This is a genomic window from Streptomyces sp. WAC04114, assembly GCF_019733245.1.
Lineage (GTDB): Bacteria > Actinomycetota > Actinomycetes > Streptomycetales > Streptomycetaceae > Streptomyces > Streptomyces massasporeus_A.
This window is the reverse complement of record NZ_JAIGQA010000126.1, coordinates 1-25,215: the sequence shown is the minus strand read 5'-3', so window position 1 is coordinate 25,215 and position 25,215 is coordinate 1. Positions and strand designations below refer to the sequence as shown.

The 25,215-nt window shown below is 71.5% G+C and carries 21 protein-coding genes; 9 read left to right on the top strand and 12 right to left on the bottom strand.

What is annotated here, in order from left to right; all coding sequences use genetic code 11:
* Positions 1-34: 34 nt before the first annotated feature.
* Together K4G64_RS27095 and K4G64_RS27090 are read right to left on the bottom strand one after the other, a co-directional pair.
* Positions 35-1,102, bottom strand: a complete 1,068-nt coding sequence (locus K4G64_RS27095; RefSeq protein WP_221758611.1) for a helix-turn-helix transcriptional regulator — start codon at positions 1,100-1,102, stop codon at positions 35-37.
* Position 1,103: 1 nt separating this feature from the next.
* Positions 1,104-2,075, bottom strand: a complete 972-nt coding sequence (locus K4G64_RS27090) for a DUF4097 family beta strand repeat-containing protein (RefSeq protein WP_221758610.1) — start codon at positions 2,073-2,075, stop codon at positions 1,104-1,106.
* Between the two features lie 148 nt (positions 2,076-2,223).
* Here K4G64_RS27090 and K4G64_RS27085 point away from each other — a divergent pair, with 148 nt between their 5' ends.
* The gene (locus tag K4G64_RS27085) at positions 2,224-3,054 is read left to right on the top strand and encodes a hypothetical protein (protein ID WP_221758609.1); all 831 of its coding nucleotides are present in this window, start codon (positions 2,224-2,226) and stop codon (positions 3,052-3,054) included.
* 243 nt (positions 3,055-3,297) lie between these two features.
* Here K4G64_RS27085 and K4G64_RS27080 read toward each other — a convergent pair whose 3' ends face one another.
* The 5 genes from K4G64_RS27080 to K4G64_RS27060 all read right to left on the bottom strand — a co-directional run bounded on the left by K4G64_RS27080 (position 3,298) and on the right by K4G64_RS27060 (position 10,340).
* Entirely contained in the window at positions 3,298-3,477 is a 180-nt protein-coding gene (locus tag K4G64_RS27080; RefSeq protein ID WP_003992906.1) for a DUF6104 family protein, read from the bottom strand.
* A gap of 87 nt (positions 3,478-3,564) precedes the next feature.
* On the bottom strand, positions 3,565-7,395 hold the full coding sequence (locus tag K4G64_RS27075; protein WP_221758608.1) for a multifunctional oxoglutarate decarboxylase/oxoglutarate dehydrogenase thiamine pyrophosphate-binding subunit/dihydrolipoyllysine-residue succinyltransferase subunit: 3,831 nt from the start codon (positions 7,393-7,395) through the stop codon (positions 3,565-3,567).
* Positions 7,396-7,676: 281 nt separating this feature from the next.
* Positions 7,677-8,789, bottom strand: a complete 1,113-nt coding sequence (locus K4G64_RS27070; RefSeq protein ID WP_142159625.1) for a HAMP domain-containing sensor histidine kinase — start codon at positions 8,787-8,789, stop codon at positions 7,677-7,679.
* Positions 8,786-9,526, bottom strand: a complete 741-nt coding sequence (locus K4G64_RS27065) for a response regulator transcription factor (RefSeq protein WP_221758607.1) — start codon at positions 9,524-9,526, stop codon at positions 8,786-8,788. The genes K4G64_RS27070 and K4G64_RS27065 overlap by 4 nt, the downstream gene beginning before the upstream one ends.
* Before the next feature lie 136 nt (positions 9,527-9,662).
* On the bottom strand, positions 9,663-10,340 hold the full coding sequence (locus tag K4G64_RS27060) for a spermidine synthase (RefSeq protein WP_221758606.1): 678 nt from the start codon (positions 10,338-10,340) through the stop codon (positions 9,663-9,665).
* Between the two features lie 172 nt (positions 10,341-10,512).
* On the opposite strand from K4G64_RS27060, the gene K4G64_RS27055 reads away from it, so the two are divergent.
* A complete protein-coding gene (locus K4G64_RS27055; RefSeq protein WP_221758605.1) occupies positions 10,513-11,313 on the top strand; it encodes a rhomboid-like protein in 801 nt (266 codons plus the stop codon).
* 12 nt (positions 11,314-11,325) lie between these two features.
* Here the strand turns inward: K4G64_RS27055 and K4G64_RS27050 are convergent, their stop codons facing one another.
* Entirely contained in the window at positions 11,326-11,985 is a 660-nt protein-coding gene (locus K4G64_RS27050) for a GNAT family N-acetyltransferase (RefSeq protein ID WP_221758604.1), read from the bottom strand.
* Positions 11,986-12,159: 174 nt separating this feature from the next.
* Between K4G64_RS27050 and lon the strand changes: the two genes are divergently transcribed.
* The gene (gene lon / locus K4G64_RS27045) at positions 12,160-14,574 is read left to right on the top strand and encodes an endopeptidase La (RefSeq protein ID WP_221758603.1); all 2,415 of its coding nucleotides are present in this window, start codon (positions 12,160-12,162) and stop codon (positions 14,572-14,574) included.
* 191 nt (positions 14,575-14,765) lie between these two features.
* A complete protein-coding gene (locus tag K4G64_RS27040; RefSeq protein ID WP_221758602.1) occupies positions 14,766-15,257 on the top strand; it encodes a MarR family transcriptional regulator in 492 nt (163 codons plus the stop codon).
* Between the two features lie 46 nt (positions 15,258-15,303).
* Here K4G64_RS27040 and K4G64_RS27035 read toward each other — a convergent pair whose 3' ends face one another.
* The gene (locus tag K4G64_RS27035) at positions 15,304-16,089 is read right to left on the bottom strand and encodes a protein phosphatase 2C domain-containing protein (protein WP_221758601.1); all 786 of its coding nucleotides are present in this window, start codon (positions 16,087-16,089) and stop codon (positions 15,304-15,306) included.
* 367 nt (positions 16,090-16,456) lie between these two features.
* Between K4G64_RS27035 and K4G64_RS27030 the strand changes: the two genes are divergently transcribed.
* From K4G64_RS27030 to K4G64_RS27010, 5 genes are read left to right on the top strand one after another with little or no spacing between them, the layout of a single operon-like run.
* Complete coding sequence (locus K4G64_RS27030) at positions 16,457-20,071, top strand: nitrate- and nitrite sensing domain-containing protein (protein ID WP_221758600.1); 3,615 nt, start codon at positions 16,457-16,459, stop codon at positions 20,069-20,071.
* Positions 20,068-20,592, top strand: coding sequence for a roadblock/LC7 domain-containing protein (locus K4G64_RS27025; RefSeq protein WP_221758599.1), 525 nt, complete (start codon positions 20,068-20,070; stop codon positions 20,590-20,592). The genes K4G64_RS27030 and K4G64_RS27025 overlap by 4 nt, the downstream gene beginning before the upstream one ends.
* Positions 20,589-21,011 (top strand): DUF742 domain-containing protein, encoded by a 423-nt coding sequence (locus tag K4G64_RS27020; RefSeq protein ID WP_031110388.1) that lies wholly within the window; start codon positions 20,589-20,591, stop codon positions 21,009-21,011. Before K4G64_RS27025 ends, K4G64_RS27020 begins: the two co-directional genes overlap by 4 nt.
* Positions 20,992-21,639, top strand: coding sequence for an ATP/GTP-binding protein (locus tag K4G64_RS27015; protein WP_221758598.1), 648 nt, complete (start codon positions 20,992-20,994; stop codon positions 21,637-21,639). Before K4G64_RS27020 ends, K4G64_RS27015 begins: the two co-directional genes overlap by 20 nt.
* 12 nt (positions 21,640-21,651) lie before the next feature.
* The gene (locus tag K4G64_RS27010; protein WP_221758597.1) at positions 21,652-22,914 is read left to right on the top strand and encodes a styrene monooxygenase/indole monooxygenase family protein; all 1,263 of its coding nucleotides are present in this window, start codon (positions 21,652-21,654) and stop codon (positions 22,912-22,914) included.
* Positions 22,915-22,925: 11 nt separating this feature from the next.
* On the opposite strand, the gene K4G64_RS27005 is transcribed toward K4G64_RS27010, so the two are convergent.
* From K4G64_RS27005 to K4G64_RS26995, 3 genes are all read right to left on the bottom strand, one after another.
* On the bottom strand, positions 22,926-24,170 hold the full coding sequence (locus K4G64_RS27005; protein WP_221758596.1) for an NlpC/P60 family protein: 1,245 nt from the start codon (positions 24,168-24,170) through the stop codon (positions 22,926-22,928).
* Positions 24,171-24,276: 106 nt separating this feature from the next.
* The gene (locus K4G64_RS27000) at positions 24,277-24,576 is read right to left on the bottom strand and encodes a hypothetical protein (RefSeq protein WP_221758595.1); all 300 of its coding nucleotides are present in this window, start codon (positions 24,574-24,576) and stop codon (positions 24,277-24,279) included.
* A 10-nt stretch (positions 24,577-24,586) separates the two neighbouring features.
* Positions 24,587-25,215 (bottom strand): TetR/AcrR family transcriptional regulator (locus K4G64_RS26995; protein ID WP_221758594.1); only part of this gene is annotated, 629 nt, incomplete at its 5' end.

Genomic DNA, 25,215 nt, shown 5'->3' with positions numbered 1-25,215 from the left:
GGTGACGGGCAGGGCCGGGGTCCCGGGTGGGCGTCTACTTCTTCTGCGTGCGCAGCAGTGCTCCTATGTGGGCCGCCGCCGTCGACAGGTGGCGGCGGGCGTCGCGCAGTTGGTCGGGGGTGACGCCGTGGTCGCGGGCCGCGTCGCGGATGTCGTCCCGGAAGCGGTCGAGCAGACGGTCCAGGTCGCGGGCGGGGTCGCCGGTGGCGTCTGCGGTGTCCTCGTGCGCCCAGGCCGGTTCGTAGGCGGCTGGGAAGCCCTCCGGGGACTCTGAGGGAGCCGGCTCGGGAGCGGGCCTGCCGGTGCCGGTCCAGTCGAAGCCGAGGTCCTTGCCGAGGTCCTTGCCGTAGTCCTTTCCGAACTCACCCACCTCCTTGACCAGTTCGCTCAAGCCCTCGCGCAGGCCCGTCGGCCAGTCGCCGCGGGCGAAGTGGTCCTGCACCTGCTCCTGGACGCGGCGGGTGATGCGCTGCACCTGCTCCTGGGCCTGGACCCGGGCCTGCTCCTGGGCCTCCTTCGCCTGGCGGCGGGCGCGCTGGGCGTCCTCACGGGCGCGGCGGCTCTCGTCCTTGGCGCGCCGGGCCTGCTCCTTCCATTCCTGCCGGGCGCGGCGCATCTCCTCCTTGGCGATGCGCCAGGCCTCCTTGTCGCCGTACTGCGAGAAGTCGCCGTAGGGGGTGTCTGTCGTGCCGTCGGCCCTGGTGCCGGTGTCCCGGCGGGCCTCGGTCGCCGCGGCGCGCATCTCGCGGCGCAGGTCGCCGGCGGCTCCGCGCACGTCGGCCTGGATCTCCGCGGCCAATTCCGCGACCGACTCCCGGATCTCCAGCTCCAGGTCGGCCAGCTCGCCACTGCGGTCGGCCAGCTCGGCGCGGCCCGCGTCCGTGATCGAGTAGACCTTGCGGCCGCCCTCCGTGGTGTGGGTGACCAGGCCCTCGGCCTCCAGCTTGGCCAGGCGCGGGTAGACGGTGCCCGCCGATGGTGCGTACAGCCCCTGGAAGCGCTCTTCGAGGAGGCGGATCACCTCGTAGCCGTGGCGGGGGGCCTCGTCCAGGAGCTTCAGCAGGTAGAGGCGGAGGCGGCCGTGGGCGAAGACGGGGGGCATGTCAGAGCACCTTCTTGTCGGTCGTGCCGTCGGCCGAGGCGGTGGTGGGGTCATCGCCCGGGCCGGAGACGGAATTGTCTCCCGAGCCGTCCTGGGTGCCGCTCCCCGGGGCTGCCGACGCGCCGCCGGTGGTGGGCGGGATGTCCTCCCACCCGTCGGGGTCGTCCTCCTCGGCGGGCCGGCGCAGCAGGGCGATCGAGCCGGAGACGGTGGTGGCGCGCAGCTTGCCGGTGCCCGCGCCGAGGCGGCCCGTGATCTTGTGGGCGCCCCACTGGCCGTGCACCCGCAGGCCGTCGAAGGCATTGGAGACGGAGCCGCTCGCCGTGTTCGCCTCGACCTCCGCGTCCGCCGGGTACGGCAGCCGGATCGCGATCTCACCCGAGACGCTGGTCAGCCGGACGTCCGTCGGGCCGTTCGGGTCGAGGTCGACGATCATCGAGCCGCTGACCGACTCCGCCCGCACGGACGGCCCGGAGCCCTCGACCACCGTGAGGTCGCCGGAGACGGAGTTGAACCGCAGGTCGCCGGTCACGTCCTGGGCCTCCAGGCTGCCGGAGACCGTGTCGGCGCGGACCGGGCCGGAGAGGCCCACGAGCGTCGTGTCGCCGGTGACGCCCTTCACCACCGACGGGCCCTGAATTCCGGAGACCACGGCGGCCGCGCCGACCACCCCCACCTCCACGCGGGTGCAGGCCGGGACGGCCAGGGAGACGACCGCGCTGCGGCGCCAGCCCTTGCGGTCCAGCCACTTGAGGAAGCCCTTCCAGGGCAGGTCCTCGTAGGCCACCGTCAGGACGCCGTCCTGCTGGGTCACCATCAGGGGTGGGCCCTCGATCTCGGAGATCTCCAGGCGGGCGGAACCTTCGTCGGTGCCCACCACGTTCACCGTTCCGTTGACCAGGCGGACATGCAGATCGCTCACGGGCTCGTCGAAGGTGAGCTTGCTCGGTTCCGTGACGGACCACTCGGACATGGTGCAGACCTCCCCGCTTCGACGCGCCATATCGCGTCCTCTCGTATTCACGATATATCGCGGTCCGGGAAAGTCAAGACACCCGTTCTGGGGATGAGAGGGTGGACAAAAGTACTCAGAATCGGGTGATTCGCCCTAGCGTGTGAGCATGCCGACGGAAGCTGCCCGCACCGGTCCCGTCTCTGGGGCGCTGCTGCTGTGCCGGGCGGCGCCCGCGTCCGTCGCTCCCGTCGCCCACCTACTGCGCGAACCGATGCGGCTCACGCGCGCGGGCGACGAATGGAGTGTTCTCGTCCCCGAGGGCAGGCCCTGGCGGGACGGTGCCGAGCCCGTCGACCGGGTGGTCACGGGCTGGACCACGGCCCTCGCCGTCGGCGCGCCCTGGCCCGTCCTGGCCCTGTGGTGGGACCCCGACCACGCGGGATTCATCTTCGCGTCCGGCTTCCGCCGTCCGGTCGGTTTCGTGTGGCTCGCGAGCGGCGTCCCGGTCGGGGAGGGTGAGGCGATGCGCGCGTTCGCCGCCCGTCTGGGCCTCGACCCCGTCCTGGATGTGCAGGCCCTCGAACAGCTGGCCACACCCGACTCGGGCGTCGACGCCGGCGCCCGTCTGCGCGGCCTGCTCGCCGTCCTCGCGGGCATGGGCGTCGCCCTGCCCGCCGAACTCGCCCCGGGCGAACCCGCCGACCGCCTCCTGGAGGCCGCCGCCGGACGGCCCGACAGCTTGCCCGTCGAGTGGCCGGGCTGGCGTGACGCGGTCGCGGAACGTGACACCGTGGACCACAGCCGGCTCGGCCCCTGGATGCCCTGGACGGGCGGCCCCCGGGCCCGGGCCCTGGCCCTGGCGCAGGTGGCGGCAGGCCTGCCGCTGCTGGTGCGGGGCCTGCGGCGTCGGGGTGGCGGCTGGGCCACGGCCGGAGCCCTGCTCCTGGCGCACGGCGCACTGGGCCTGACCTACGCCCTCACACACCCCCGGGACTGAGGAGTCCCGGCGGCTGACGCGCCGCGGCGCCTGACGCGTCCCGGCGATCGACACGCCCCCGCGACCAACGGGCCCCCGCGAGAGACCCGCCCCGCCAAAGGACGCCTGCCACTGACACGCCCGCGAGGAACACGCCCCCGCGACTGACGCACGCGCAAGGAACACGCCCCCGCGACTGCCCCGCTCAGCCACCGGCACGTCCGGCACGTCCGGTGCGTCGGACAACCGGCGCCGACGCGTCTCCTACTCGTCGTCCTCGTCGTCCAGCCGTGCCAGCCACGTGGCCAGCCGCTCCACCGGTACCTCGAAGTCGGGATTGAGATCGACGAACGTCCGCAGCTGCTCGGCGAGCCACTCGAAGGTGACTTCCTCCTCGCCGCGCCGCTTCTCCAGTTCCTCGATGCCACGGTCCGTGAAGTACATGCCCACAAGGATAAGTGCGCGCAAACGGCCGGGCCGCACCCCCGAAGCGGGGGTGCGGCCCGGCACCGCAGGGACGCGCGAGGGCGACTACGCCTCGAACACCTCACGCACCAGCTGCTCCTGCTCCGCCTGGTGACGCTTCGCGGAACCCACCGCCGGGGACGAGCCGTGCGGGCGGGAGATGCGCCGCAGTCGCTCGCCGTGCGGGACGTCCGCGCCGACCGCCAGGTCCAGGTGGTCGATCAGGTTGAGCGCGATGAACGGCCAGGCACCCTGGTTCGCCGGCTCCTCCTGGGCCCACAGGTACTTCTCGGCGTTCGGGTACTTCTTGATCTCCGCCTGGAGCTCGGTGCCCGGCAGCGGGTACAGGCGCTCGATGCGGATGATCGCCGTGTCCGTGGCCCCGCGCTTCTGACGCTCGGCCTCGAGGTCGTAGTAGACCTTGCCGGCGCAGAAAACGACCTTCTTGACCGCGGCCGCGTCCACCGACGTGTCGCCGATGACCGGCTGGAACTGGCCCGTCGTGAACTCCTCCGCCTTCGCCGCCGCCGCCTTCAGGCGCAGCATCGACTTCGGCGTGAAGACCACGAGCGGCTTGTGGTGCGGGTTGTGCACCTGCCACCGCAGGAGGTGGAAGTAGTTCGACGGCGACGTCGGCATGGCGACCGTCATGTTGTTCTGCGCGCACATCTGGAGGAAGCGCTCCGGGCGGGCCGAGGAGTGGTCCGGGCCCTGGCCCTCGTAGCCGTGCGGCAGGAGCAGGACGACACCGGAGGTCTGCGCCCACTTCTGCTCGGCCGACGAGATGAACTCGTCCACGACCGTCTGCGCGCCGTTGACGAAGTCGCCGAACTGCGCCTCCCACATCACGAGCGCCTCGGGGCGGGCCAGCGAGTAGCCGTACTCGAAGCCCATCGCCGCGTACTCGGAGAGGAGGGAGTTGTAGACGTTGAGCCGCGCCTGGTCCTCGGAGAGGTACTGCAGCGGCGTGTACTCCTCGCCGGTGCTGCGGTCGATGATGACCGCGTGGCGCTGGCCGAACGTACCGCGCTGCGAGTCCTGGCCGGCCAGGCGGACCGGGACGCCCTCCAGGAGGAGGGAGCCGATCGCGAGGGTCTCGCCCATGCCCCAGTCGATCGTGCCGTCCTCGACCATCGACGCCCGGCGCTGCAGCTGCGGCAGCAGACGCGGGTGGACGGTGATGTGGTCGGGGATGTTGACCTGGGACTCGGCGATCCGCTTGACGACCTCCGTGGTCACCGCGGTGTTCACGGCGACCGGGAACTCGGCCTGCGGGTCCGTGGACTCGACCGTGCCCGGCTGGGACGTGGCCTCACGGACCTCCGTGAAGACCTTCTCCAGCTGACCCTGGTAGTCCTGCAGCGCCTGCTCGGCCTCTTCCAGGGTGATGTCGCCGCGACCGATGAGGGACTCGGTGTAGAGCTTGCGCACCGAGCGCTTCTTGTCGATCAGGTCGTACATCAGCGGCTGGGTGAAGGCCGGGTTGTCCGACTCGTTGTGACCGCGGCGGCGGTAGCAGATGAGGTCGATCACCACATCCTTGTTGAACGCCTGGCGGAACTCGAAGGCGAGCCGCGCGACGCGGACCACGGCCTCCGGGTCGTCGCCGTTCACGTGGAAGATCGGGGCCTCGATCATGCGGGCCACGTCGGTGGCGTACATGGAGGAACGCGAGGACTCGGGGGCCGCGGTGAAGCCGACCTGGTTGTTGATGACGATGTGGACCGTGCCGCCGGTGCGGTAGCCGCGCAGCTGCGACATGTTCAGGGTCTCGGCCACCACGCCCTGGCCCGCGAAGGCCGCGTCGCCGTGGATCGCCACCGGCAGGACCGTGAAGTCCGTGCCGCCCTTGTTGATGATGTCCTGCTTGGCGCGCGAGACGCCCTCCAGGACCGGGTCCACCGCCTCCAGGTGCGAGGGGTTCGCGACCAGGGAGACCGCGATCTGCTCGCCGTCCAGACCGGTGAAGGTGCCCTCGGCGCCCAGGTGGTACTTCACGTCGCCGGAGCCGTGCATCGACTTCGGGTCGAGGTTGCCCTCGAACTCGCGGAAGATCTGCGCGTACGACTTGCCGACGATGTTGGCGAGGACGTTCAGGCGGCCGCGGTGGGCCATGCCGATGACGACCTCGTCCAGGCGGGACTCGGCGGCCGAGTCCAGCACCGCGTCCAGCAGCGGGATGACGGACTCGCCGCCCTCCAGGGAGAAGCGCTTCTGGCCGACGTACTTCGTCTGCAGGAAGGTCTCGAAGGCCTCCGCCGCGTTCAGCCGGCGCAGGATGCGCAGCTGCTCCTCGCGCTCCGGCTTGGTGTGCGGGCGCTCCACGCGGTCCTGGATCCACTTGCGCTGCTTGGGGTCCTGGATGTGCATGAACTCGATGCCGGTGGTGCGGCAGTACGAGTCGCGCAGGACGCCGAGGATGTCGCGCAGCTTCATCATCGACTTGCCGGCGAAGCCGCCGACGGCGAACTCGCGCTCAAGGTCCCAGAGCGTGAGGCCGTGCTCGGTGATGTCCAGGTCGGGGTGCTTGCGCTGCTGGTACTCCAGCGGGTCGGTGTCGGCCATGACGTGGCCGCGGACCCGGTAGGAGTGGATCAGCTCGAAGACGCGGGCGGCCTTCGTGACGTCGTCGTCGTGGCTGGCGTCGATGTCCTTGAGCCAGCGGACCGGCTCGTAGGGGATGCGCAGCGCCTCGAAGACGTCGTCGTAGAAGCCGTTCTCACCGAGGAGGAGGTTCGCGACGATCCGCAGGAACTCGCCGGAGGCGGCGCCCTGGATGACCCGGTGGTCGTAGGTCGACGTGAGCGTCATGACCTTCGAGATGCCGAGCTTGTTCAGCGTGTCCTGGGAGGTGCCCTGGAACTCGGCCGGATAGTCCATGGAGCCGACGCCCATGATCACCGACTGGCCGGGCATCAGACGCGGCACGGAGTGCACGGTGCCGAGGCCGCCGGGGTTGGTCAGGGAGACCGTCACTCCGGTGAAGTCGTCCATGCCCAGCTTGCCGTCGCGGGCGCGGCGGACGATGTCCTCGTAGGCCTGCCAGAACTCGAAGAAGTTCAGCGTCTCGGCCTTCTTGATGCCCGCGACCACGAGCTGGCGGTCGCCGTTGGGCTTGACCAGGTCGATCGCGAGGCCGAAGTTGACGTGCTCCGGCTTGACCAGGGTGGGCTTGCCGTCCTTCTCCGCGAAGGAGTAGTTCATCGACGGCATGGCCTTGATGGCCTGCACCATCGCGTAGCCGATCAGGTGCGTGAAGGAGATCTTCCCGCCCCGGGCGCGCTTCAGGTGGTTGTTGATGACGATGCGGTTGTCGAAGAGCAGCTTCACCGGGACGGCGCGCACGGACGTGGCCGTGGGCACCTCCAGCGAGGCGTTCATGTTCTTCGCGACCGCGGCGGCGGGGCCGCGCAGCACGATCTGCTCGGGGCCCGAGGGGGCCTCACCGGAGGGCTCGGCCTTCTTCGGGGCCGCGGCCGGCTTGGCGGCGGGCTTCGCGGCCGGGGCGGCCTGCGCCGGAGCGGGCGCCTGGGCCGGGGCCTGCGCGGCGGGCTTCGCCGGGGCCGGAGCCGGGGCGGGAGCCGGCGTGGCGGCGGGCTTCTCGGCCGCCGGGGCGGGGGCCTGGGCGGGAGCGGCCGGAGCGGCCGCCTGAGCGGTGGTGGTCCCCGCGGCCCCCGCGGCCGCGGTACCCGCCGGAGCCGAGGCGGCGGCCGCCCCTGGCTTGTAGTCGGCGAAGAAGTCCCACCAGGCTCGGTCTACCGAATTCGGGTCCTGGAGGTACTGCTGATAGATCTCGTCGACGAGCCACTCATTGGCACCGAACGACGCGGCAGGGTTCTTCCCCGCTTGGTCGGTGTCGGTCGAGATGCTCGAGTTACTGGGGGACTGTGGCGACACGGCGGCAACCGCCCTCTTCCGCTTCACAAGATGATGGACAGCGGGAATCAAGGCTACGCCCCCTGGACGGGGAAGGTCAGGTCGGGCCCGTGCAACGTCGTGCAAGTCACATCTGGAACTGTGTTTCGGGGCTTGAAATGGCGGGAAACAAGCGTGGTTCCGCTTTAGGAGGGAAGAGCGGGGCACGGCCCCGGGCGCCGATGGCGCGGGCCTGTGCCTGATCACACGTGTCCGTCAGCGCGGACGCCCGTGGATCTTGTGGCTCCGCTTCGAACTTTACGTCAACTTGGCAGAGATGACAGTCCCGGAAGAGTGACAAGAATCCGGCAACCCCGCTCGGATTCGGCCACTCCGATCCGGCCGCCGTGCAGGTCCACCGCCCAGCGGGCGATCGCCAGACCGAGTCCCGTGCCCCCGTCGCTGCCCGGCCCCTGCGGCCGCTTGGCGCTGCCGCGGTTGAACCGTTCGAAGACGCGGTGCCACTCCGACTTCGGAATGCCGGGCCCCTCGTCCAGGACCTCCAGCTCCAGCGACTCCGGCAGGGCGCCGCGCCGCGCCTTGACCGTCACCCGGCCGTGCGGGGGGCTGTGCTTGACCGCGTTGTCGATGAGATTGGCGACGACCTGGTGGATGCGCTCCGGGTCGGCGTGCGCCGTCAACTCCGGCGGATGGACGTCGAGGTGCAGATGGACGTCGGTACGGGTGTGACTGCCCGAGCCGGTCGCGATGCCCGCCCGCACGGAGGCCACCATGTTGGCCTCCTTCAGCACGCCGGACAGATACGGCCACACCTCGAAACGCCGCTGCTTCAGCGGTACGACGCCGTTGTCCAGGCGGGACAGGTCCAGCAGCGTCTCCACGAGCCGCCCGAGGCGCTCGGTCTGCTTCAGCGCCGTGCGCATCGTCTCCGGGTCGGCCTGCGTGACCCCGTCGACGATGTTCTCCAGCACCGCGCGCAGACCCGCGATGGGTGTGCGCAGCTCGTGCGAGACATTCGCCACGAGTTCCTTGCGCTGGCTGTCCTGGGCCTCCAGCTCGTCGGCCATGGCGTTGATCGTCACGGCCAGGTCGCCCAGCTCGTCCCGGCGGTTCTCCCGCGTGCGGCGGGTGTAGTCGCCCTGGGAGATGGAACGGGCCACCGCGGTCATCTCGTCCAGCGGCGCGGTGAGTGAATGGGCCACGAACTGCGTAATGAGAAGCGTGGCGATCATCGAGAAGACCGTGATGAAGCGCAGCTCCGTCTTGGTGTGCACCGCGATCACCGACAGACCCGTGGTGATCAGCACCGAGATGACGACGAGCGCGCCCAGCTTGGTCTTGATCGAGAACGGGCTCACCCCGCCCCAGGGATCCGGCTCCCCGGGGATTCTCCGTCCGGCCGGCCCACCGCTCATGGCGTCGGGGTCTCCAGGGCGTAACCGACGCCGTGCACCGTGCGGATCCGCTCGGCGCCGATCTTCCGGCGCAGCGCCTTGATGTGGCTGTCGACCGTGCGGGTGCCGGAGGCGTCCGCCCAGTCCCAGACCTCGGCGAGCAGCTGCTCACGGGAGAGCACCGCACGCGGGGTGTTCGCCAGGCACACCAGCAGGTCGAACTCGGTGGGCGTCAGGTGAACGTCCTCGCTGCGCACCCGGACCCGGCGCTGCGCGTGGTCGATCTCCAGCTCGCCGAGGCGCAGGATGCCGGAGCGGGGGGTGGCCGCCGCGATGGCGGCCCGCTCCACCCGGCGCAGCAGGACGTGCACGCGCGCCGCCAGCTCCCGCATCGAGAACGGCTTGGTCATGTAGTCGTCGGCACCGACGCCGAGCCCGACCAGCATGTCGGTCTCGTCGTCGCGCGCGGTGAGCATCATCACCGGCACGGGGCGGGCGGCCTGGACGCGCCGGCAGACCTCCAGGCCGTCGAAGCCGGGCAGCATGATGTCGAGGATCAGCAGGTCGGGCTGCCACGCCTCGGCCGTGTCGACCGCGGACGGTCCGTCACCCGCCGTTTGCACGAGGAATCCCTCGGCCCGCAGGCGGGTCGCGATGGCGTCCACGATCGTCGCGTCGTCCTCGACCACCAGGACCCGGCGCTGTGCGCCCGGAGTAGCCGTCGCCGAACCGTTGTGGGAGGTCTGTGTCTGCTCCATCGCCCGCCCCTGGGGTGTGCTTTCCCGGAATCAGTGGGGTGATTCCTTCTGACTGGCTATGCCTGCGCATGGTTGCGATTGACGCTTGAATGATCGGCGTCAGAGGAGCAGCGTACGGGGAGTCAGTACGCCTTTGCTATCCAGGGCGGATGCCGAGGTGCACGACGTCCGGAACGCCCCGGGCAACGGGGATCTCTTCGGTACGCACCCGTTGGAACCCGGCATTCCGCAAGGTTTCTTCGAATTCCGGAGACGGCCGGGCGGACCAGACCGCGAGAACCCCGCCGGGTCTCAACACCCGTGCGCAGCTTGCCAGTCCGGCTTCCCCGTAGAGATTTCCGTTGCCCTCCGTGACGGTCCAGTCGGGTCCGTTGTCGATGTCGAGGCACAGGGCGTCGTACGTGTCGGATGTCTCATTGACGTGGGCGACGAGATCGGCCTCGACGATTTTCGCGCGGGGATCCGCCAGGGCTGGGGCGGAGAGCGCGGAGAGCGGGCCGTCGAGATGCCATTCGACGATCGCGTGCTCGCGTTCCACCACCGTGATCCGCCCCCAGCGGGGGTCCGCCGCGGCGTGCGCTAGGGAGAAGCCGACGCCGAGTCCGCCGATCAGGACGTGGGGGCGGTCCCTGCCGTCCAGGGCGTCCAGCGCGGCGTCGACCAGCCGCCGCTCCGAGCGGCCGTCGGAGGTGTCCATCAGGAAACAGCCGTTGGCGATGATCTCCAGCCGGCCGCCGTGCCGCCGCAGCACCACCTCACCGTGCGGGCCCTCGCGACGGTCCAGGACCTCGGGAATGTCGTACGAGCTAGGCATGGGGGCATCCTGGCAGGAGTGGACCAAGGGGCGCCCGTCGATTCGGCGGGGCCCGAGGCAGGACGCGGGACGGGGTTTTCGGGTTGCTGTGAATCCGCTTCCACGTGGCGCAGGTCACAGACAGTGCGGTGTCGGGAGCGAAGGCTGGGACATGACGGAAGGAGTGCCCGTTTTGGAACGCACCGCGCCGCCCCCCGAGCCCGCCGCACCCACACCGGCGGACGCGCCGTTCTCCGACGTGGCCGGGCTGCTCGACGGGATGCCGCGGCAGCGGAGCCCCCGGGAGACGGCGGTCGCGGGAGGGGGGGAGCCCGCCCCGGCGGCAGCGCCCCGCTCCCACACGCTCCGCCCCTGGCTGCTGCTGCCCACCCCCACGGGTACGCCGTTCACCTTCGGCTACGCGACGCTCCTCTGTCTCACCTCGCTGATCGCCGCGTACGCGGACCCGGCCCTGGTGCACGCCCTGCTCCAGGGCTCCAGCACGGACATGGCGCACCTGGTGCGCACGCCGGAGCTGGTGCTGATCGGCAGCGCGCTGTGGGTCGCGGGCGGGGTGACCTCGCCGTTCGCCATCGCCTTCGTGCTCGTGCTGACCGCGCTGGAACGGCGGATCGGGGGCCTGCGCACGGCCGGGGTCTTCCTGCTCGGGCATGTCCTCGCCACCCTCGCGACCGAGGTGCCCGTGGGGCTCGCGGTGCTGGCCGGGCACCTCCCCGACAGTTCCCTGCACCGCCTCGACTACGGCGTCAGCTTCGGTGTCGCCGCCGGTATCGGCGCCCTGGCCGGTCTGCTGCCGCTGTGGCTGCGCCTGCCGCTGCTGGCCGGGTTCGGGTGGATGCTGATCCAGGACCTGCTCGCCTTCACCGACCCGTTGACGAACTGGGGGCACCTCATCGCCCTGGGCATCGGGCTCGCGACCTGGCCGGTGGTCCGGCGCTCGTATGCGGCTCGCCTTCACCCCGCCGGGGTCTGACCTCCGGGTCCCTCAGGTCCGGGCGGAGGCCGCCCGGTCGTACCTCGCGCTGGTCAGCAGGGCCACCACCTCCCAGCCCAGCGCCTCGTAGAGCCCTCGTCCGGCGGGGGTGCCGGACAGGACGCCGGTCCGCGCCCCCTGGCGGACGGCGGCGTCCTGCAGCGTCCGCATGACGATGCTGCCCAGACCTCTGCGTCGGTGTTCGGGGGCGGTCTCGACCTGGTCTACGACGGCGGTGCCGCCCGTCGGGGCGATCTGGCCGCGTGCCGCCAGGGACCCGTCCGGCGCGGCCACCATCACGCGGGTCACCCCTCCGCGCGACCACTCACGCAGCCGGTAGCCCTCGGGGACGGCCGCAGCGCCGTCCGGCGCCAGCGGGACCCGCATCAGGAAGCCGGGCTCGGGGTCGATCCACCAGCCGTCGTCCAGCCAGCCGGCCACCACCGACGGATCCCGGAACGCCTTCAGCCATACGCCCTGCCCGGTCACCGCCCCGGCCACCTTGCGCACGGTCGCCTCGTCGAGACCTTCGCCGGCCGCGCCGCACACATGCCGCGTGACGTGCCCGTACAGCCCCATGTCGATGGTCCAGCCCCACGGCTCGGCCAGGGGAGGAGCGGCCCCGCGTGACACGACCCACCCGTTCACCCATGCCCGCACGGTCTCGTCCATGCCGCCCCCTGTAATGGCTAAAGCTCTCCTGTGGCTCTTACATGTAGGACCTTACGCGCCCTCTCGCTCCCGGTGTCATGAGTGATCGCTGACAGCGAACAGCGGGTGGGGAACATCCGGCGCCGTCCAAGCATTGAGTCGGCATAGCTCAACTTGACTGCCGAAGGGGAGATCATGGCTTCGACGTCCACACCGCTCACCCTGCCCGTGCTGCCGCTCGACGGCGAGGTCGTGCTGCCCGGCATGGTGGTCCCGCTGGACCTGAGCGATTCCGAGGTCCGTGCCGCGGTGGAGGCCGCTCAGGCCGCTGCCCGGACAACACCCGGAAAGCCCCGGGTACTCCTGGTGCCACGCATCGACGGGACCTACGCCGGCACCGGTGTCCTCGGCACCGTCGAACAGGTCGGCCGGCTGGCCGACGGCGACCCGGGCGCCCTGATCCGCGGCCGGAGCCGGGTGCGCATCGGAGCGGGGACCACCGGTCCCGGCGCGGCCCTCTGGGTCGAGGGCACCAGCGTCGACGAGACCGTGCCGGAGCCGCTGCCCGGTCATCTCGCCGAACTGGTCAAGGAGTACAAGGCCCTCGCCACCGCCTGGCTGCGCAAGCGCGGCGCCTGGCAGGTCGTCGACCGGGTGCAGGCCATCGACGACGTCTCGGCGCTGGCCGACAACTCCGGCTACTCGCCGTTCCTGACCACCGACCAGAAGGTCGAACTGCTGGAGACCGCCGACCCGGTGGCCCGGCTGAAGCTCGCCACCCAGCAGCTGCGCGACCACCTCGCCGAGCAGGACGTGGCCGAGTCCATCGCCAAGGACGTCCAGGAGGGCGTCGACAAGCAGCAGCGCGAGTTCCTGCTGCGGCGTCAGCTGGAAGCCGTCCGCAAGGAGCTGCGCGAACTCAACGGTGAGCAGGAGGGCGAGGAGTCCGACGACTACCGCACCCGCGTGGAGGCCGCGGACCTGCCCGAGAAGGTCCGTGAGGCCGCGCTCAAGGAGGTCGACAAGCTGGAGCGGTCCTCCGACCAGTCGCCCGAGGGCTCCTGGATCCGCACCTGGCTCGACACGGTCCTGGAGATGCCTTGGAACGAGCGCACCGAGGACGCCTACGACATCCGGGGCGCCAAGGCCGTGCTGGACGCCGAGCACTCCGGTCTCCAGGACGTGAAGGAGCGCATCACCGAGTACCTGGCGGTGCGCAAGCGGCGGGACGACCGGGGCCTCGGCGTGGTCGGCGGGCGGCGCGGCGGTGCCGTGCTCGCGCTCGTCGGGCCGCCCGGTGTCGGCAAGACCAGCCTCGGCGAGTCCGTCGCGCACGCCATGGGCCGCAAGTTCGTGCGCGTCGCCCTCGGCGGCGTCCGCGACGAGGCCGAGATCCGCGGCCACCGGCGTACGTACGTCGGCGCGCTGCCGGGCCGGGTCGTGCGGGCCATCAAGGAGGCCGGGTCGATGAACCCGGTCGTGCTCCTCGACGAGATCGACAAGGTGGGCTCGGACTTCCGGGGCGACCCGGCCGCCGCCCTCCTCGAAGTGCTCGACCCGGCGCAGAACCACACCTTCCGGGACCACTACCTGGAGGTCGAGCTGGACCTGTCGGACGTCGTCTTCCTCGCGACCGCCAACGTCCTGGAGGCGATTCCGGAGGCACTCGCCGACCGGATGGAGATCGTCCGCCTGGACGGCTACACCGAGGACGAGAAGGTCGTCATCGCCCGTGACCACCTGCTCCCGCGCCAGCTGGAGCGGGCCGGACTCGACAAGGACGAGGTGACCATCGACGAGGGCGCGCTGCGCAAGCTCGCCGGTGAGTACACGCGCGAGGCGGGCGTGCGCACCCTGGAGCGGTCCGTCGCACGGCTGCTGCGCAAGGTCGCCGCCCAGCACGAACTGGGCGAGCGGAAGCTGCCGTTCACCGTCCGGGACGAGGACCTGCGTGACCTGATCGGCCGACCGCACCACGTGCCCGAGTCCGCCCAGGACCCGGCCGAGCGGCGGACGTCCGTGCCGGGCGTGGCGACCGGGCTCGCGGTGACCGGGGCGGGCGGTGACGTGCTCTACGTCGAGGCGTCCCTGGCCGACCCGGAGACGGGCGCGGCCGGGCTGACCCTGACCGGTCAGCTGGGCGACGTGATGAAGGAGTCCGCGCAGATCGCGCTGAGCTTCCTGCGCTCCCACGGCGCCGAGCTGGAACTGCCGGTGGGCGATCTCAAGGACCGGGGCGTGCACATCCACTTCCCGGCGGGCGCGGTCCCCAAGGACGGCCCGAGCGCCGGCATCACGATGACCACGGCCCTCGCGTCCCTGCTCTCCGGCCGGCTGGTCCGCACCGACGTGGCGATGACCGGCGAGGTCTCGCTCACCGGGCGGGTCCTGCCGATCGGCGGTGTGAAGCAGAAGCTGCTCGCCGCGCACCGGGCCGGTGTCACCACGGTGATCATCCCCAAGCGCAACGAGCCCGACCTGGACGACGTCCCGGACGAGGTGCTGGGCAAGCTCGACGTCCACGCCGTCACCGACGTCCGCCAGGTCCTGGAGCTGGCGCTCGCGCCCGCGACCAACGGGGCGGCGCCGGAGGTTCCGGTCGCGGCGTGACGGGCGTGACCGGATAGGGAAGGCCCGGGTTCCTCGTGAGGGAGGCCCGGGCCTTCACCGTGTGGTGGCCCTGTGGACACGAATGCCCTGACCTGCGGAATACTTGCCGAACTGCGGTGATCACGGCAGGTGGCGGAAAATTCAGGTACCGGAACTCTCACGGCCGGGCGACGACCGAGGCAGGGGCTGACGTGCACGAGGGCGGCAACGACGACGGACACCGGGACGCCGGTCTGGCCGGAAGCGGTGTGGACCAGCCTGCCTTCCTGGCGCTGGAGCGCGAGCTGACCGTGCTGCTGCGACGCGCCCGGGCCAGCCAGGGCGAGATGGCCCGCGAGGTCCACCCCGACCTGGAGTCGTCCGCGTACGGCCTGCTCGTCCGGCTGGACGAGTGCGGGAAGCAGCGGGCCACCGAGCTCGCCGCCTACATCGGGGTCGGCAAGGCGACGATGTCCCGCCAGCTGCGAGCCCTGGAGGAACTCGGGCTGGTCGCGCGCGAGCCCGATCCCGCCGACGGACGCGCCTGGCTCGTCGCCCTCACCCAGGAGGGTCACGACCGCGTCCGCCGGGTCCGGGAGGCCCGCCGCGCCCGCTACGCCGGCCGCCTGGCCGACTGGGACTCCCGCGAGGTCACGGAACTGGCCCGGCTGCTGAACCAGCTCAACCGCGGCATGGAGAAGTAGGCCGGGCGAGCGTCCGGGGTCCAGGGTCTGTCGTACCGATCAGGCCCTAGAACTCGACATATACGGCCGTGGCGTCGTCGTGGCGCTTGCTCCGGCCCAGGAAGGTCACCGCGGCGTCCGACCTCTCCAGCGCCCGGACGCGGTCCACCAGGGCCTGGGGGCCCTCCTTGCGGATCAGGTGGAAGCAGTCCGTCCAGTCACCCTCCTCGAACCGCTCGACCCAGCGGGTGGCGCCGTCCGTCAGCGCGGCCAGGGCCCGGACCTGACCGCGGGGCACCGTTCCGGTCACCGCCCGGGCGGCCACCAAGGGGTCGGCCGCCGCCGTGAAGAAGCCGCCCTCCATGTTCCGGAGCGTGGCGTCCACCTGCGCGTCCGTCGCCAGCGCCGAGCGGGGGAGCAGGGCCAGCCGGTCGTCGAGGACGGGGGTCACCACACCGTCCGGGGACTCCAGCAGAAGAGCCGAGTCCGACAGGACCAGGTACTCCACCGCGTCCGGATTCCAGCGGGCCGCGACCACCGTGGCCTGGGGCGTCCGAGGGTGAGAAAGGTCACAGGTTGCGGCGTGTGCCTCGGAGGTACGCGCGATGGCGCGGGACAAGGCGTCGACCAGGGGAACATCCGGGAGTGAAACGGTCAGTTCGGTCAGTGCTCCACCGAGGCGCGCCGTGAACCAGGGGACGGAATGCAGACAGCCCGTCCCGGTCCTCGGGGGTGTGACCCCGTCCAGGACGACGACCGAACCGCCCTGTCCCGAGGCCGGTAGTCCGACACTGGCGAAGTCCTCGTTGGGGCGGTCGGCGTCTCCCGGTTCCGAGGCGAGTTCAGTACGCATCCAGCCAGTCTGCACGAGTCCTTCACAACGTCCGCAAAAGACCGGCAATGGTTGCCGGACTGGCGCAGCCGCGCAGGTCAGACGCCAGGTTTGGGATGGAATGATTTGTTCCGGGAAGGCGTGGTGGCGAATACTGCCACCGGCCGTCGCCGTCGTCCAACCGGCGTGCCGCGCAAGGCCGCTGCACAGGTCTGCGGAACTTGCCCCTCAACTCCCGTCCGGGGTTCACTCCTTCGGGTGGCGGGTCAGGTGATGCGCGTGCGCTGCCCACCGGCGCTGGGAGGGTCGGGAAAGTACCGGGAGTACGCACCAGTTGACGGAGCGTCATCCGGGCCCAAGGGTTCACGAGTCAGGAATGCGAGCACCGGTGCAAAAGACGCGGCCTCGTCGCACAGGCAAGCAGAAGGCCCCCGTTCAGGGAGCCGAGCCGACGCCGTCCACCGGCACGGGCCGCCCCACGCATGTACGCAACCGGCTGATCGTGGCCGTGGCCGTGGTCGCCGCGGCCATCGCCGGCGCGGGCACGCCGTCCGTCCTCACGGCCTCCGGGCAACTCCACGACTCCCAGGAACTGGTGACGCTTGCGGAGCAGACGCAGGACGCGCTCGCCCTCGCGCACTCCCTCGCCGACGAGCGTGACGACGTCACCTCCTACATCGCGGCCGGGCGCCCCAAGTCCAAGGCGCCCTCCGAGCAGCGCAGCGCCCGCGTGGACCGGCAGGTCGAGGAGCTGCGGGCCGACACCGACACGCCCGACTCGCTCCGCTCGGACCTCGACGGCATAGCGGCCGTGCGCCGGGCGGCGCTCACCGGCAAGAGCAGCGCCCTCGAAGCGCACCAGGCGTACTCCACCGCCATCACCGAACTCCACTCGCTCGCCGAGCAGCTGGCACAGCAGACGCCGCCGCGCGCGGGCGAGGGCGGATACGCCCTGGCCGAACTGGACTCCGCCGTCCAGCAGGCCGCCGCGGCCCGGGGGCTGCTGCTCGCCGCGCTCAGCGTGCCGCGCAGCACCGGGACGGTCATCGACCCCGTCACCGGCCTGCCGACCGAGACCTCCACCTCCTCGGACGCCGACACCCGGCAGCGCGACGCCCTCAGCGCCGCCGCCCAGCAGGCCAGGCTGCGCTCCGACGCGGCGCTCGCCGACTTCCGCGGCACCGCGCCCAAGCCGGCCCGCGCCTCCTTCGACTCCACGGTCACCGGCACCGAGGTCAACTCCGCCGACAAGTACCTCGCCACCCTGACCGACCAGCCGACGCTCTCCCGCAACGATCTCGCCGCCAGCCCCAAGAAGCTGGACGCGGCCCTGTCCGCCCGCGTCGACCTGATGCGCGGCGTGGAGTCGGCCCTCTACGACCGGCGCACCAAGGACCTCGAGGCGCTGCGCGACGACGACGTCACCGCGCTGGAGATCCGCATCGCCGTCCTCGGCGCCCTCATGCTGCTCGCCGTCGGCGTCGCCACGGGCATGGCCCGCAGCCTCACCCGACCGCTCGCGGTCCTGCGCCTGGGGTCCAAGCGCCTCGCCGAGGCCGAGGACCCGGCGGCCGAGGAGCCGGTGAAGTTCACCGGCCGCAACGACGAGTTCGCCCAGGCCGTCCGCTCCGTCAACGCCCTGCACGCGCACGCCGCCGCCCTCACCGAGCGGATCACCACGCTGGAGTCCGACCGCAAGCACCTGGTCGGCCAGCGCCAGAAGATGGCCGACGCGCGCGAGGAACTGCGCGGTGAACTCGCCGAGTCCGCCGCCCAGCTGGAGCGGCTGCGCACGGCCATCGGCGGCACGTTCGTCAACCTCGCCCTGCGCACCCTCGGCCTCGTCGAACGGCAGCTGGCCGTCATCGAGAGCCTCGAGGAGCGCGAGCAGGACCCGGACCGGCTCGCCACGCTGTTCAAGCTCGACCACTTCGCCACGGTCATGCGCCGGCACAGCGAGAACCTGCTGGTCCTCGCCGGTACCGAGCACGTCCAGCATGCCGCCGGGCCGGTGCCGCTGGTGGACGTCGTCCGTGCCGCGGTCAGCGAGATCGAGCGGTACGAGCGGGTCCGGATCGCCGCGCTGCCGCCGCACGCGCACATCGCCGGCTTCGCCGCGGACGACCTCTCCCACCTGCTGGCCGAACTCATGGAGAACGCCACCTCGTTCTCCCCGCCCGACCTGCCCGTCGAGATCTCCGGCTGGCTGCTGGAGAACGGCGAGGTCATGCTCTCCGTCCAGGACGAGGGCATCGGCATGACCGAGGGCCGGCTGGAACGCCTCAACTCCCGCCTCACCGACTTCGACCCCGAGGCGCCCTACGACCAGGAGGGCGAGGACGGTCTGGGCCTCGGCCTGTACGTCGTCGCCCGGCTCGCCCACCGCCACGGTGTGCGCGTCCAGCTCCGCGAGCAGAAGCAGGGCGGTGTCGCGGCGGTCGTCGTCCTGCCGCGCACGCTGCTCGCCGCCGCCCCGCCCGTCGCCGTCCCGGCCTCAGGCCCCCTCGCCGGCTCGGCCCACTCCTACTCCTTCCCGGGCGCCGACGCCGAGGCCAACTCCAACGTCCTGCCCGGCCGCACGACCGGCGACGACCCGCTGGTGGCCCTGGCGGAGAAGGCGGTGGCGGTACGGCAGGACGAGACGGCGGACCCGACCGAGGCCGATCCGGAGACGCCTGCCGCCTCGGGGACGCCTGCCGCCTCGGGGGCGGCGCCCGCCGACCGTCCGGCTGCGCCGGCCGAGCAGGCGATGTCCACCGACCAGGGGCTGTCTGCCGACGCGGCGATGTCGTCCACCGAACAGGCTGCGCCGTCCGACCGGGCGATGTCTGCCGACCCGGTGCCGTCTGCCGACCAGGGGCTGTCTGCCGACGCGGCGATGTCGTCCACCGAACAGGCTGCGCCGTCCGACCGGGCGATGTCTGCCGACCCGGTGCCGTCTGCCGACCAGGGGCTGTCCGCCGACCCGGCGGCGTCTGCCGACCGGGGCGGAGACGCCGACTCGGCGACGCCCGCCGACGGAGCCGCACAGGCCGATGCGGCGCTGCCCTCCGACACGGACGCCCTTGCCGCCCGAGCGGAGCACACCGACACGGGTGCGCAGCACGCCGGCCCGGCGGCGCACGCCGGCCCCGCTGGTCCGGCCGCGCCCGCCGACAGGGGCGCCTCCGCCACCCCGGCGACGCACGTCGATCCGGCAACGCCCGTCGGCCCCGCAACGTCCGCTGGTCCGGCCGCGCCCGCCGACAGGGGTGCCACCGCCACCCCGGCGACGCACGTCGATCCGGCGACGCCCGCCGGGCCGACCCCGCCCGCCGACACCGATGCCTCCGTCGCCGCCCCGGCGACGCGCGCCGACTCGATCGGGCCCGCTGACGCCGACCCGGCGACGCACATCGACCCGGCGACGCACATCGACCCGGCGACGCACGTCGATCCGGCGGCGCACGCTGGTCCGGCGGCGCCCGCCGATCCGGCCGCGACCGTCGGCCCGGATGCCGCCGCCGACCACGCGACGCACGCCGCCGCCCCGTTGGAGTCCCCTGCGGAAACCACCATGGAGCTGTGGATTCCGGCGCAGCCGGAGGGCTCGGGCGTGGGTGGGTTCGGCGCCGTGGGCTCCGGGGCCGGGACACAGGGGGTGTCCACGGACGGAGACATGGCCCGTACGGGCGGCTTGGACGTCGGCGAGGGGGACCGCCGCGAGCACGAACGTGCGCCCGACGAGGAGGAGGACCGGGTCACCGACAAGGGCCTCCCCAAGCGCACTCCGAAGATCACCGCACCGACCACCGCCCCGCGCCAGCGCAGCGGCTCCGTCGACGCCGACGCCCTGCGCCGCCGACTCGGCGGGTTCCGCCAGGGCGCGCAGGCCGGCTACCGCGACGTGGAGGCGGAGATCGCCGACCGGACGGCCTCGCACCAGCGGCCGGCCACCGGCGCAGCAGGACCAGCTGAACCCGAAGAAGCCACGGGGGGCACAGTCGAGGAGGCAAGCAGTTGACCGCTCCCAGTACCTTCGGACTGATCGGACTGAGCAGTGAGGCCCGCAACCTGCACTGGCTGTTGACCAACCTCGTCGAGGAGGTCCCCGGCATCCTCTCGGTCGCGGTCGTCTCGTCCGACGGACTGCTCCTGCTCTCCTCCGACGACCACCGCAACAAGCAGGCGAGGGAGGCCCTTCAGGCCGGCGGGACCCGGCGCACCGGCCCGCGCGGCTCCGCAGCCGACCTGGCCACCATCGTCTCCGGCATCGGCAGCCTCACCGTCGGCGCCGCCAAGCTGATGGACTTCGGCGGGGTCCGGCACACGATGGTCGCCATGGACGAGGGCAGCCTGTTCGTGATGTCGATCAGCGACGGATCACTGCTCGGCGTCCACGGCTCCGCGGACTGCGACATGAGCGTGGTGGCGTACCACATGGCCCTGTTCGTCGGCCGCGCCGGTCACGTCCTGACACCGGAACTGCGCAGCGAGCTCCGTAAATCCCTGGAGGATTCCCAGACGACGGGGAGTGCCCGATGAGCAGTACGCCCAAGCACCACCTCCCGGTCCGCGGCGGCGACCGCAAACCCGCCCGGGTCCGCCCCTACTCGCTCACCGGCGGCCGCACCCGCTTCGGCCACGTCCTCCTCGTGGAGACGTTCGTGGCGAGCACGGCCGCGCTCGACGCCCCGGAGGAGCGCAAGGAACTGACGAACGGCCACCTCTCCACCCGCGTGATGCCGGAGCTGCGGGCCATCGTCGAACTGTGCCGCCGGATGCGTACGGTGGCCGAGATCGCCGCGCTGCTGAAGATGCCGCTCGGCGTGGTCCGCGTGCTCCTGAGCGACCTCGCGGACCAGGGAAAGATCCGTGTGTACGGAACGGGCACCGGCCATGGCACGGGCCGCCCGGACCGGGCTCTGCTGGAAAGGGTGCTGAGTGGACTCCGTCGTCTCTGACGCCGCTCAAGGCGTCTCAGGTTCCTCCCCGTTCGTCCATCCGGACGACAGCATGCACGCCTGGGAGACGGACCGCACCCGGGCCCCCATAGCCACGAAGATAGTGGTGGCGGGCGGCTTCGGCGTGGGCAAGACCACGCTGGTCACCTCCGTCTCGGAGATCACGCCCCTGCAGACCGAGGCGCTGATGACCGAGGCGAGCGAGGCGACCGACGACCTCACCGCCACACCGGGCAAGACCACCACCACCGTCGCCATGGACTTCGGGCGCATCACCCTCGACGACGACCTGGTGCTCTACCTGTTCGGCACCCCGGGCCAGCAGCGGTTCTGGTTCATGTGGGACGACATCGTGCGCGGGGCGATCGGCGCCGTCGTCCTCGCCGACACCCGCCGCCTGAAGGACTGCTTCCCGGTCCTGGACTACTTCGAGAGTTCCGGACTGCCGTACGTGGTCGCCGTCAACCATTTCGACGGCAGCGAGCTGTTCGAGCCGGAGGACGTGCGGGAGGCCTTGACCATCCCGCAACACATACCTGTCATGATCATGGACGCGCGTCGCCGGATCTCCGTGATCGAGACCCTCCTGGCCCTCGTGGGCCACGCGCTCGACGAAACCCCCGAGTAGAGGACAGCCCGCATGCGGAAGATACTCGTCGTCGGAGCCGGTCAGTCCGGGCTCCAGATCGCCCTCGGCCTCCAGTCACAGGGCTACGAGGTCACCCTGATGTCCAACCGGACTGCGGACGAGATCCGCACCGGCCGGGTCATGTCGACACAGTGCATGTTCCACACGGCCCTGCAGCACGAGCGCGATCTCCAGCTGAACTTCTGGGAGTCCCAGGCCCCGAAGATCGAAGGACTCGGCGTCTCGGTCGCCGCCCCCGGCTCCTGGGCCGAAGGCCCCGCCGCCCGCGCCATCGACTGGCTGGGCAGGCTCGACGGCTACGCCCAGTCCGTCGACCAGCGCGTGAAGATGGCCGGCTGGATGGAGACGTTCGCCCAGCGCGGCGGACAGCTCGTCATCCACGGCGCGGCCGTCGGCGACCTCGACTACTTCTCCCGCACCTACGACCTGGTGCTCGTCGCGGCCGGCAAGGGCGAACTGGTCCAGATGTTCGGCCGCGACGCGGAGCGCTCCCCGTACAGCGAGCCACAGCGCGCGCTGGCCGTGGCGTACGTCCACGGCATGGGCCCGCGCCCTGAGCACCCCGGCACCGAAGCGGTCCGCTGCAACCTCGTGCCGGGTGTCGGCGAGCTGTTCGTCATGCCGACCCTGACCACCTCCGGCCGCGCCGACATCCTGTTCTGGGAGGGCATACCCGGCGGCCCGCTCGACGCCTTCCACGGCGTCAAGGACCCCGCAGAGCACCTCTCCCTGACCCTGGAACTCATGGAGCGGTACGTCCCCTGGGAGTACGCGCGGGCCACCAAGGTCGAACTGACCGACGCCGGCGGCACGCTGGCCGGGCGCTACGCCCCGACCGTCCGCAACCCCATCGGGCGTCTGCCAAGCGGCGGTCTGGTGCTGGGCGTCGCCGACGTCGTCGTCGCGAACGACCCGATCACCGGGCAGGGCTCCAACTCGGCGTCCAAGTGCGCCGCCGCCTACCTCGCCTCGATCACCGAGCACGGCGACAAGCCGTTCGACGAGGAGTGGATGCGGGCCACCTTCGACCGCTACTGGAACACCGCCCAGCACGTCACCAAGTGGACCAACGCGATGCTCGCGCCGCCTCCGGAGCACATCCTGAACCTCATCGGCGCCGCCGGTGAGCTCCAGCCGGTCGCCGACCGCTTCGCCAACGGCTTCAACGACCCGTCCGACTTCGAGAACTTCTTCTACGACCCGGACAAGACGGGGGCCTACCTGGCCGAGGTGTCCGGCGCGGGCGCCGCCTAGTCCTCTCGTCCTTAGTAGCCCTCGTCCGACCCTTCCGTGGCGCCCTCGGGGAGCTTCGGCGGCTCGTAGCGCCGCAGGGGCTCCCCGCCCGGGTCCGGTCGTACGGCACCGAGGATCGGGTTGGCCGCGATCGGTGACACCTTCACCTTCGCGCCCGGCCGGGGAGCCTGGACGACCATGCCGTCCCCGAGGTACAGGGCGACGTGCGTGGCCTTCGGGAAGTAGACGACCAGGTCGCCCGGGCGCAGCTCGTCCAGCGGGATCCGCTCCAGCCGCTTCCACTGCTCCTGGCTGGTCCGGGGGATGGGAGTCCCGGCCTCGGCCCAGGCCTGCGAGGTCAGGCCCGAGCAGTCGTACGTCCTCGGGCCCTCCGCGCCCCACTCGTACGGCTTGCCGAGCTGCCGCACGGCATAGCGCACGGCGCGGCGGCCATCGGGGGAGGGGGTGGTGGTGCGGGTGGTGATGGTGCGGGTGGTGGTGCTTTCACGGCCGGCCCCGTTCTTGCCGTCGTCCTCGGTGTCTTCGGTGTCTTCGTCCGCTTCGGCCTCGTCGGCTTCGTCCTCGTCTTCGATGCCCAGCGCGCCGGACGCCATGAACTCCTTCTGCGCCTTCGCGATGCCCTTCTCTTCGAACTCGGCCAGGTCGGTGAGCTGCTCGCGGCTCAGGGAGGCGAGCAGTTCCTCGACCTCGTGGAGGCGGGCGCGGACCTCGTCCCGCTCCTTCTTGCGCCGCTCGGTGAGGGTGAGCTGCCGGTCGAGGGCCGTGCGGGCCTTGCGGGCCAGTTCGTGGGCCTTGCGTTCGTTGCCGGTCAGCCGGCCGATGGTGTCGGCCCGTTCCCGGGCGAGCCGGCCGATCACATGGCCCTGCTCGATCGCGTGCTGTGGGTCGCGGGCCAGGAGCAGACGTACGTACGGGGAGATGTCGGTGCTGCTCTGGTACTGCTGCCTGGCCAGTCGGCCGGCCGCGCCCCGGCTGTCGTGCAGGGAGAGCCGGGCGCGGGCGAGCGCGCGGTCCAGTCGGTCGGTCTCGGCGCGCTGCTTCTTCAGCTTCTCCTCGGTGCCGTTGTAGGCCTCCGTGGCCTCCTCCGCCTTCCTGTAGAGCGTCTGAAGGTCTGTCAGGAGATCGGCGATGTCGCGCTCTTCCATCTCGTGCTGTTCCGTGTCCGGCTCGGGGACTGCCCTGGCCGGGACGGGTGCCAGGACGGTTCCGGCCGCCGTCGCCGCGATGCAGACCAGACGCAGAAGCTTTCCTGACATGTCATCACCTCCGTTGCGCGGGCGGCGTGATGCCGCCGGACATCGTGAGGATCAGGCGTGTGCGTGCGGTGCGCTCGGTGGGTGTGCGCGGTTCGGCGCAACGGGGTCACCCGTCGGCGTCGTCCGGCTTGCCGGGCGGCGTGGCGTCTGGCTTCGACCACGGCCAGTTGAGGCGGCGGGGTGGGACGCCCTCCGGGGCGTACGCGTACTTCCAGCGGTTGGACAGGCCGACCTTGCCCGGGCCCCGTGGGACGCGGCGGTAGACCAGCACGGTGTCCGGTCCGCCGTCGGGGTCCGGGACGGGGATGCGGTACGTCTTGGGCGGGTGGCCGGTGATGCCGACGAGGACGGGCAGGACCCTGCCGTCCATGGGGCCGCCCTCGAAGGGGGTCTCTTCGCTTCTCACGGGATCAGTGTCAGACATCCTCGGCGAGCGCCAGGACCAGGGCGTCGGTCTGCGGGTCGCGGCGGGCGGTCACCGTCAGCATCGCCACGAACTGCTCGACGAGCCAGTCGCGGAGCTCCTCGGCGGGCGGCTGCTTGTCCTCGTCGAGCCAGATGAGCGACGACGCCTCCACGGCGGTGATCCACATGCGGATGGTCATGCGCAGGCGCGGGCCGGGGCCGGTGACGCCCAGGTGGTTGAGGATGTGCTCGGCGGCGACGCGGCGGACTCCGTCGACGATGGCGGTGGTGCGTGACGTCTCCACGACGCTGCCGCCCTGGAGGAGGGCGCTGAAGCCGGTGTCGTGCTCGTCGACGAAGGTGAGGTAGCGGTCGAGGGCGCGGGACAGGCGGGGGAGGAGGGGGCCTTCGCGGGGTTCGTCGAAGCAGTGCTGGAGCTCGTCGGCGGCGGAGCGCAGGGCGGCCTCGTAGAGCTGTTGCTTGCCGCCGGGGAAGTAGCGGTACACCAGGGGGCGCGAGACTCCGGCCGCCTCCGCCACGTCGTCGAGGGACACCTCCTCGGGGGCGTGGTGGGCGAAGAGGTTCAGCGCGGAGGTGAGCAGCTGACTGCGGCGTTCCTCGACGCTGAGTCGCCGGTAGG